This window comes from Microbacterium trichothecenolyticum (assembly GCF_000956465.1).
In the GTDB taxonomy this organism is placed as follows: Bacteria; Actinomycetota; Actinomycetes; order Actinomycetales; family Microbacteriaceae; genus Microbacterium; species Microbacterium trichothecenolyticum.
This window is the reverse complement of record NZ_JYJA01000038.1, coordinates 48,767-56,351: the sequence shown is the minus strand read 5'-3', so window position 1 is coordinate 56,351 and position 7,585 is coordinate 48,767. Positions and strand designations below refer to the sequence as shown.

Here is a 7,585-nt window from a genome sequence, read left to right as displayed (position 1 = left end):
GGGACCCCTTCTGCCCATTTCGGCCGCAGGAATCCCCAGTCCCGCTACGCTCCGCCAGACATTCGGTGCGCATCCGTCTGGGACGGTAGCGGCTCGATCCGACATCCACAAGAGAGGAGTCGAATTCCCCTTCTGGAATACATCCAGATCAGACCAAGAAAGGCCCCGCCGAAGCGGGGCCTTTCTCGTCGCGTCGTGCGTGGGGTTCAGAGCCCCGCGATGATGTCGCGCATGAGCGCAGCGGTCTCGGACGGCGTCTTGCCGACCTTGACGCCGGCGGCCTCGAGGGCCTCCTTCTTCGCCTGCGCGGTGCCCGCCGAGCCCGACACGATGGCGCCGGCGTGGCCCATCGTCTTGCCCTCGGGGGCCGTGAAGCCCGCGACGTAGCCGACGACCGGCTTGGTCACGTTGGCCTTGATGAAGTCGGCCGCGCGCTCTTCGGCGTCGCCGCCGATCTCGCCGATCATGACGATCGCCTTCGTCTCGGGGTCGGCCTCGAACGCGGCGAGCGCGTCGATGTGCGTGGTGCCGATGATCGGGTCGCCGCCGATGCCGATGGCCGTCGAGAAGCCGATCTCGCGCAGCTCGTACATCATCTGGTACGTCAGCGTTCCCGACTTCGACACGAGACCGATCGGGCCCTTGCCGGTGATGTTGGCGGGCGTGATGCCGACCAGCGACTCGCCGGGGGTGATGATGCCGGGGCAGTTCGGGCCGATGATGCGGGTCTTGTCACCCTTCGACTGCGCGTAGGCCCACGCCTCGGCGGTGTCGCCGACGGGCACGCCCTCGGTGATCACCACGAGGAGGGGGATCTCGGCGTCGATGGCCTCGACCATGGCGCTCTTGGTGAACGCGGGCGGCACGAACGCGATCGAGACGTCGGCGCCGGTGGCGTCGATGGCCTCCTGCACCGAGGCGAACACGGGCAGTTCGACGGGGTTGCCGTCGGCGTCGGTGTGCAGCACGGTGGTGCCGGCCTTGCGGGCGTTCACGCCGCCGACGACCTGGGTGCCGGCCTTGAGCATGAGCGCGGTGTGCTTGGTGCCCTCGCCGCCGGTGATGCCCTGGACGATGACCTTGGAGTCCTTGTTGAGGAAGATCGACATGACTGGTTCTTTCCTAGTTCCGGATGTCTGCGGTTCAGGCGTTGGCGAGCTCGGCGGCCTTGTCGGCGCCCTCGTCCATCGTCTCGGCCAGGGTCACGAGCGGGTGGTTCGCGTCGCGGAGGATCGCACGTCCTTCCTCGACCTTGTTGCCGTCGAGGCGCACGACCAGCGGCTTCGAGGCGGACGAGCCGAGCTCGGCGAGCGCGCCGACGATGCCCTTGGCGACGGCGTCGCACGCGGTGATGCCGCCGAACACGTTGACGAACACCGACTTGACCTGCGGGTCGCCCAGGATGACGTCCAGGCCCGCGGCCATGACCTCGGCCGAGGCGCCGCCGCCGATGTCGAGGAAGTTGGCGGGCTTCACGCCGCCGTGGTGCTCACCGGCGTACGCGACGACGTCGAGCGTCGACATCACCAGGCCCGCGCCGTTGCCGATCACGCCGACCTCGCCGTCGAGCTTGACGTAGTTGAGGTCGTTGGCCTTGGCCTTCGCCTCGAGCGGGTCGGCCGCGTCTTTGTCCTCGAGCAGTGCGTGCCCGGCGTGACGGAAGTCGGCGTTCTCGTCGAGCGAGACCTTGCCGTCGAGGGCGATGATGTCGCCCTCCTCGGTGAGCACGAGCGGGTTGACCTCGACGAGCGTCGCGTCCTCCCCCTTGTAGACGTTGTAGAGCTTGACGAACACGTCGCTCACCTTGTCGACCAGGTCGGCGGAGAAGCCGGCTGCCTCGGCGATCTCGACGGCCTTCGCCTTGTCGATGCCCGCTCCCGGGTTGACGTCGACGCGCGCGAGCGCCTCGGGGCGCTCGACCGCGAGCTCCTCGATCTCCATGCCGCCCTCGACGCTCGCCAGCGACAGGTACGAGCGGTTGGCGCGGTCCAGCAGCACCGAGAAGTAGTACTCCTTGTCGATGCGGGCACCCTGCGCGACCATGACGCGCTTGACGACGTGACCCTTGATGTCGAGGCCGAGGATGGCCTTCGCGGCCTCGTAGGCCTCGTCGGGGGTCTTGGCGACCTTCACGCCGCCGGCCTTGCCGCGACCGCCGGTCTTGACCTGGGCCTTGACGACGACGACACCGCCGATCTTCTCGGCTGCGGCACGCACCTCCTCCGGCGTGTCCGCGACGATGCCGGCGAGCACCGGCACCTCGTACTTCTCGAAAAGGTCTCGTGCCTGGTACTCGTACAGATCCACAGTGATTTCCTTCGCAGGTGGCGAATGGGGGTGGGGACGACGCTCAAAAGCGTCTCGACGTCGAGATATCGACCAGTCCCCCAGCCTACTACCGGTCGATGTCCGGTTCTGACCGCAGCGACGCGCCGGGCTCGTCGTCGAGTTCCTCGCCCGGCACACGCGGCAGGCGCGGGAGGTCGCGGAGCGCGGGCCCCTCGATGCGGCATCCGTCCGCCGTGAACCGCGACGCGTGCAGCGGACAGTCCCACGTGAGGTCGGCGTCGTTCCACCGCAGCACCCCGCCGAGGTGCGTGCAGACCGCGCTCACCGCGCAGGTGCGCCCGTCGACGGTCGAGATGCCGACGGGCTGGCCGGCACGGCTGGCGACGACGCCCTCGCCCTCGGCCGGCCGGCGAACCGGCGTGGGCACCGCCTGGGCGCCGATCCACCCCGACGCCGCCTCCCACCCGACCCGGAGATTCTCGACGCCACCACGGGCGAGATCGGCCGGCACCGTGAAACGCGTGGAGATCACGTTCATCCAGTCGGGACGCTCGCGTCGCGGGACACGGCAGATCTCGGCCGTCAGCCTCAGCGCCGCGGCGGACGCGTTGGACAGTCCCCACTTCGCGTACCCGGTGGCGAACCGGATGCGGCCGAGCCCTCGCGGCATCGCGCCCACGAACGGGATGAGGTCGTGCGATTCGTAGTCCTGCGCCGACCACGAGGCCACCGGCTCGGCACCAGGGAAGTGGTGCCGCGTCCACGCCACGAGGCTGTTCACGGCCGCGAGCGGGGAGGACGCGCGCCCCACCGGGAAGCCGTTGCCGCCGACGACGAGCTGGGCGGCGTCGGCCGGGCCGTCCTCAGGCGTGATCGACCGCACCGACTTCGTCTCGCCGTCGACCGAGATGTAGAGGCCTTCGGGGAGAGGTCCGTCGGTCGCGAACGCGACGCACGACGAGCGTAGCCCCCGCACTTTGGCGAAATAGAGCCCGCGGTCGATGATCGGGGTCGCGGTCGCGAGCACGACGTGGTTCGCCGCGATGAAGCCCCTCGTCGTCTCGACGCCTGCCCACGGCACGGCGTGCACGCGCGTGACGCGCACGCCGGTGTGCAGCGTCCCTCCCTCACGCAGCAGCGCCCGCGCGAGCGCGACGAGGAGGCGGTACGGATCGATCGCGACCTGACGATCGAGCGCGACGGCGTCGACCATGTCGAACGGGGACTGCGCGAGCTGATCGGGTTCCACCCGCCGCACCGGGAGACCGGCCTCGACCGCCGCACGAAGCTCCGCCTCGATGCGCTCGGCGCCCTGCGGCGTCTGTGCGTACGAATAGGCGGCGCGCCGCGAGTACGGCACGCCGAGCTCGTCGGCGATCCCTGTGAGCCACTCGGCGCCGTCGCGGTTGGACTCGACGTAGGCACGGACGAGGTGCGCGGGATGGTGGCGGCGCAGACCTGAGAGAACTGATCCCTGCAGCAGCGTCAGCTTTCCGGTGTTGGCGCCCGACGCGAGCGCGCCCACCTCGGCGGCGTCGACCACGGCGACGTCCATGCCCTGGCGCGTCAGCAGCAGTGCCGTCGACAGGCCCGTGAGCCCCGCGCCCACGACCACGACGTCTCGACGCCGGGCGGATTGGAAGGGCGTGCCCATGACGCTGTCGGCTTCTGTCCTCCAGATCGGCGCCATGGACCTATAGAAGACCTCCGCATGCGGTGTGTCGACCCCGTTGACAGCACGGGACCGGATGCGGGCGCGGCGCGCGACGGCATGCCGCACCGACGGCGGTGGGCGCATTAGGCTCTCCCCGAGATGTCCGACACCGCTGCCGCCTCCGCCACCCAGGCCGCCTCCCGCTCGGCCGTGGTCGCCGCCGCGCTCGAGCTGTTCGCGGAACAGGGGTTCGACCAGACCTCGGTGGAGCAGATCGCGCAGGCGGCCGGCGTGTCGCGCTCGACGTTCTTCCGGCAGTTCGGGGGCAAGGACGACGTCGTCTTCGCCGACCACGAACTGCTCCTCGAGCGTCTGCGCGAGTTCCTGGCGCAGCCGCATCGGGATCCGTGGGCGGCCGTGTGCGAGGCATCCGTCTTCGTGTATGCGCACTTCGCGGCGGACCCCGAGCTCGCCCGGCGCCGCTATGCGGTCGTGCGCGGCGTGCCGGCGCTGCGCGATCGCGAGATCGTGACGGTGTTCCGGTACGAGCGGCTCTTCGACGAGTACCTTCGCGCGTCGCTTCCGGGCCTGGACCCGCTGGACGCCGTCGGGTTCTCGGCGCTCATCACCGCGATCCACAACCACGTGCTGCGCCGGCTCATCCGCGGCCCGAAGAAGGTGCCGGTCGCAGTGCTGCGCACGGCCCTCGACGACGCCCGCCGGCGGTTCGGCGTGCTGCCCGATCGCGAAGCGGATCCCGCGGCCGAACAGGTCGTCGTGGCCGTGTTCCCGCGGGCGATGCCGACGGCTGAGCTGGCTCGCCGCCTGCGCGAGCGCCTCGACGACTGAGATCTCCGACGCTGCCGGGCGATTTGCTTGCCTGAGGTGCGCGCCCCGACGGTATGTTCATGCCATGAGCGCCGTGGAGACCACTGCCGACACTCCTGCCGAAGCCGCCTGGTACACGCAGGATCCAGATGCCGTCGTCGCCGCGCTGCGCAGCGACCGCGACCGCGGCCTGACGGCCGCCGACGCGGCCCAGCGGCTCGCCGAGCACGGGCCCAACTCGATCGCGGCCGAAAAGCCTCCGTCGACGTGGCAGGTCGCCCTGCAGCAGCTGGCCGATCCTATGAACGTCATGCTGGTCGCGGTCGCGATCATCAGCCTGTTCATCAATCAGGTCAGCGTCGGCATCTTAGTCGGCGCGCTCGTCGTGCTGAACATCGTGCTCGGCACGCGGCAGGAGCTCAAGGCGAAGGCATCCGTCGACGCCCTCGCCAAGATGCAGATCCCCCAGGCGAAGGTCGTCCGTGACGGCTCGCTGCTGCAGGTCGACGCCACCACCCTGGTGCCGGGTGACATCGTCGCCCTCGAGGCGGGTGACATCGTGCCTGCCGACGGCCGCATCCTGCGCTCGGCGACGCTCGAGACGCAGGAGGCGGCGCTCACCGGCGAGAGTGCGCCGATCCCGAAGGACGCCGGCACCCTGACCGACCCCGAGACGACGCTGGGCGACCGCACCGACATGGTGTTCCAGAACACCCAGGTCACGCGCGGCACGGCGACGGTGGTCATCACCGACACCGGCATGCAGACGCAGATGGGCCAGATCGCGTCGATGCTCTCGGCGGTCAAGCCCGCCAAGTCCCCGCTGCAGCGCGAGCTCGACGCGCTCACCGGCGTGCTCGGCTGGATCGCGTGGGGCGCGGTCGCCATCATCATCATCACGGGCCTGCTGCGCGGCCAGGAGATCGCGTCGGTGATCCTCCTCGGCATCTCGATGGCGATCTCGGCGATCCCGACCGGCATGCCCTCGTTCGTCCAGGCCATGCTCTCGTACGGCTCGCGCCAGCTCGCCGAGCACAAGGCCGTCGTCAAGAACCTGACGGACGTCGAGACGCTGGGCGCGACGAGCGCCATCAACTCCGACAAGACCGGCACGCTCACGATGAACGAGATGACGGTCGAGTCGCTGTACTACCGCGGCGAGTGGTTCAACGTCGCGGGCTCCGGCTACGAGAAGACCGGCGAAGTGCGCCACGTCGCGGGCCTGCCGGTACCCCAGTTCAACCAGCTCGCGCTCGGACTCACCCTCTGCAGCGACGCGACCGTCTCCGACGACGGCGCCGTGATCGGCGATCCCACCGAGGCCGCCCTCGTCGTGCTCGCCGCGAAGCTCGGCGCCGACGCTGGGCTCACGCGGGCGAAGTTCCCGCGCATCGCCGAGGTGCCGTTCGACTCGGCGTACAAGTTCATGGGGACATTCCACGAGATCCCCGTGGAAGGCGTCGAGACCCTCGTCGGCTACGTCAAGGGCGGACCCGACGTCGTGCTCGACCGCTGCAGCTCGGTCGCGACGATGGAGGGCGTCGTGCCCATCGCGGACCGCCGCGACGCGATTCTCGAGGCGAACCGCTCGCTCTCCGAGCAGGGGCTGCGCGTCCTGGCGTTCGCGTTCCGCCGGTTCGCCCCCGACGCACCCGTGGCCGACGACCCCATGGCGGCCGTCGCCGACCTCACGTTCGTCGGTCTCGTGGGCATCATCGACCCGCTGCGGCCGTCCTCGAAGGAGGCCGTGCGCATCGCGCGCGAGGCCGGCATCGAGGTCCGCATGATCACGGGCGACCACGCGATCACGGCGGCCGCGATCGGCGCGAAGCTCGGGCTCGGCGACGGCGCGGCCAGCGGCGCCGAGATCCAGGCGATGAGCGACGACGAGCTGAAGGCCGCCCTCCCGCGCCTGCACATGTTCGGCCGCGTCACCCCCGAGGACAAGCTGCGTCTCGCCCGCCTCATGCAGGAGGAGGGCGCGGTGGTCGCGATGACCGGCGACGCCGTGAACGACGCCGCCGCGCTCAAGCAGGCCGACATCGGCGTCGCGATGGGCTCCGGCAGCGACGTCACGAAGCAGGCGGGGAAGATGATCCTCGTCGACGACAACTTCGGCACGCTGGTGACGGCGGTGCGGCTCGGCCGGTCGATCTACGAGAAGATCGTCAGCTACGTCCGGTTCCAGATGTCGCAGCTGTTCTCGCTCGTGCTCCTGTTCCTCGTCGCGAGCATCTTCGACATCAACAACGGCGTGCCGCTCACGCCGATCATGGTGCTGTTCCTGAACTTCTTCATCGCCATCTTCCCGGTCATCGTGATCCTCCTCGATCCGGCGCCCGACGGCATCATGCTGAAGCCGCCGCGCGATCCGAAGAAGACGATCGCCAACCCGGCCGCCGTCACGCTCTGGTTCGTCTACGGCAGCCTGATCTTCATCACGACGCTCGTCCCCCTGCTCCTCTACCCCGACCTGCTCAGCTCGACCGAGCCCAACATGCCGGTGACCATGGCGTTCGTGGTCTGCGCACTGGGCTCGATCTTCGGCGGTCTCGTCATGCGCCGTGACCCCGAGTCGGGTCTCGCCGCCCCGATCATCGACGCGGTGAAGTGGCTGTCGATCCCGCTCGCCCTCACGGTCGTCGCGGTCGAGGTGCCGTTCATGCAGCGTCTCGTCGGCACGATCAGCCTCACGGGCGACGAGTGGCTCACCGCGCTCGGCCTGGCCCTGCTCGTGCCGGTGCTGATCGAGCTCGAGAAGTGGATCCGCCGCGCGCGGCTCCGCCGCCGCGCCGCACAGCCCTGACACGTACA

The 7,585-nt window shown here is 69.7% G+C and carries 5 protein-coding genes; 2 read left to right on the top strand and 3 right to left on the bottom strand.

Annotated features, from left to right (window positions below; all coding sequences use genetic code 11):
* Positions 1-206: 206 nt before the first annotated feature.
* The 3 genes from sucD to RS82_RS14650 form a co-directional block, all read right to left on the bottom strand.
* On the bottom strand, positions 207-1,109 hold the full coding sequence (gene sucD / locus RS82_RS14660) for a succinate--CoA ligase subunit alpha (protein ID WP_045300746.1): 903 nt from the start codon (positions 1,107-1,109) through the stop codon (positions 207-209).
* 34 nt (positions 1,110-1,143) lie between these two features.
* Positions 1,144-2,307, bottom strand: coding sequence for an ADP-forming succinate--CoA ligase subunit beta (gene sucC / locus RS82_RS14655; protein WP_045300744.1), 1,164 nt, complete (start codon positions 2,305-2,307; stop codon positions 1,144-1,146).
* Positions 2,308-2,395: 88 nt separating this feature from the next.
* On the bottom strand, positions 2,396-3,943 hold the full coding sequence (locus tag RS82_RS14650) for an FAD-dependent oxidoreductase (protein WP_245619622.1): 1,548 nt from the start codon (positions 3,941-3,943) through the stop codon (positions 2,396-2,398).
* Between the two features lie 159 nt (positions 3,944-4,102).
* Between RS82_RS14650 and RS82_RS14645 the strand changes: the two genes are divergently transcribed.
* Positions 4,103-4,792 (top strand): TetR family transcriptional regulator, encoded by a 690-nt coding sequence (locus RS82_RS14645; protein ID WP_045300740.1) that lies wholly within the window; start codon positions 4,103-4,105, stop codon positions 4,790-4,792.
* A 64-nt stretch (positions 4,793-4,856) separates the two neighbouring features.
* Entirely contained in the window at positions 4,857-7,577 is a 2,721-nt protein-coding gene (locus RS82_RS14640; RefSeq protein ID WP_045300738.1) for a cation-translocating P-type ATPase, read from the top strand.
* Positions 7,578-7,585: the final 8 nt, after the last annotated feature.

What these genes read in the sequence shown, in the direction of transcription:
- RS82_RS14650 (WP_245619622.1), bottom strand. Translation starts at nt 3,943, where the DNA reads ATGGGCACGCCCTTCCAATCCGCCCGGCGTCGAGACGTCGTGGTCGTG.
- RS82_RS14645 (WP_045300740.1), top strand. Translation starts at nt 4,103, where the DNA reads ATGTCCGACACCGCTGCCGCCTCCGCCACCCAGGCCGCCTCCCGCTCG.
- RS82_RS14640 (WP_045300738.1), top strand. Translation starts at nt 4,857, where the DNA reads ATGAGCGCCGTGGAGACCACTGCCGACACTCCTGCCGAAGCCGCCTGG.
- sucD (WP_045300746.1), bottom strand. Translation starts at nt 1,109, where the DNA reads ATGTCGATCTTCCTCAACAAGGACTCCAAGGTCATCGTCCAGGGCATC.